Origin of the sequence: Streptomyces sp. 13-12-16 (assembly GCF_002114215.1) — a bacterium.
In the GTDB taxonomy this organism is placed as follows: Bacteria; Actinomycetota; Actinomycetes; order Streptomycetales; family Streptomycetaceae; genus Streptomyces.
Genome location: NZ_NCTE01000268.1, coordinates 1 through 1,193 on the forward strand (window position 1 = coordinate 1; position 1,193 = coordinate 1,193).

At 74.8% G+C, this 1,193-nt stretch carries 2 protein-coding genes and 1 pseudogene; 1 reads left to right on the plus strand and 2 read right to left on the minus strand.

Annotated elements, in window-relative coordinates; all coding sequences use genetic code 11:
- Positions 1-376: pseudogene (locus B7767_RS11925) on the minus strand (M56 family peptidase); the annotation flags it as partial.
- A 7-nt stretch (positions 377-383) separates the two neighbouring features.
- Entirely contained in the window at positions 384-773 is a 390-nt protein-coding gene (locus B7767_RS11930) for a BlaI/MecI/CopY family transcriptional regulator (RefSeq protein ID WP_085572178.1), read from the minus strand.
- A gap of 142 nt (positions 774-915) precedes the next feature.
- On the opposite strand from B7767_RS11930, the gene B7767_RS11935 reads away from it, so the two are divergent.
- Positions 916-1,176 carry a twin-arginine translocase TatA/TatE family subunit gene (locus B7767_RS11935; protein WP_085572179.1) on the plus strand — a complete coding sequence of 87 codons (261 nt, stop codon included), beginning with the start codon at positions 916-918 and terminating at the stop codon, positions 1,174-1,176.
- Positions 1,177-1,193: the final 17 nt, after the last annotated feature.

The following is a 1,193-nucleotide window of genomic DNA, read 5'->3' on the forward strand; positions in this document are numbered from 1 at the left end:
CCTCCGTCCCCCGCAGCCCGGCCAGCGCCCGGTGGGCACGGCGGCGCACCCGGCCGTGCCGCCACAGCGTCCGCCCGCACGCCGCCAGCACCGCGCACAGGGCGGGGATCGCGGCCTTGCCCGCCACCTCGTCGTACGGCACCGCCGCGCGCACCTCGGGGTCCGACCAGCCGTCGGGGAGCGGGTTCCCTGGAAGCTGGGCGGTGCCCACCACCATCAGCAGCCCCAGGCACACCGTGCTGCACACCGCCATCACCGCGGCCACCCCGGTCAGCAGCCGGGTCGCCGTGCGCGGGTGCAGATGCTGCTCGGCGAGGCGCGCGATGGGCCACGCCGTCAGGGGCAGCACCAGCGGCAGTAGGACGAACACCCCCATGGCGGTCTCAGTCTTCCCCTTCGTCCCCCGGCCGGCCCAGCAGTTCCCGCAGGAGGCGTTCGTCGTCCGGTCCCAGGCCGGTGACGAAACTGGCCAGCACCGCCTCCCGGTCGCTCTCGGCGTCCAGCACCCGGCGCATCCGGTGGGCGGCCAGGCCCGCCTGGTCGGAGGCGGGCGTCCAGGCGAAGGAGCGGCCCGTACGCTCCCGGGTGACCACTCCCTTGGCCAGCAGCCTGGTCAGGATGGTGATGACGGTCGTATAGGCGAGGCCGCCGCCCAGGCGTTCCTGCACCCAGCCGGCCGTCGCCGGGCCGTCCGCCTCCCGCAGCGCCGCCAGGACCAGCGCCTCCAGCTCGCCCTGCCCCCGACGCCGGGAACCCTCCCGCTGTTCCGCCACGCCCCGCCTCCCTTCCGCCGCCTGTTCGCCGGGCAGACATCGTATAGACGCCCCCGGAGCCCGTACGCCACCCCCACTCTTCTCTACAGTGATGTAGATTCTGCCCGGGCCGCCCGTGCCACGGAGAAGGAGCAGTGCACCCATGTTCGGACTGAGCGAGCTGGCCGTCATCCTCATCGTCGTCATAGCCGTCCTCGCCGCCAAGAAGCTCCCGGAACTCACCCGCTCGGCGGGCAAGTCGGCCCGCATCCTCAAGGCCGAGGCGCGCGCGATGAAGGAGCAGGACAAGGCGGAGGAGGCGCCCGCGGCCCCACGGATCATCCAGGGCGAGACGCTGCCGCCGTCCGCCCCCGGTTCCGGGCGGGCCGGCGACACGCCGCCGGAGGACCGTCCGGCCGGGTGACGGGCCCGCCCCGCCCG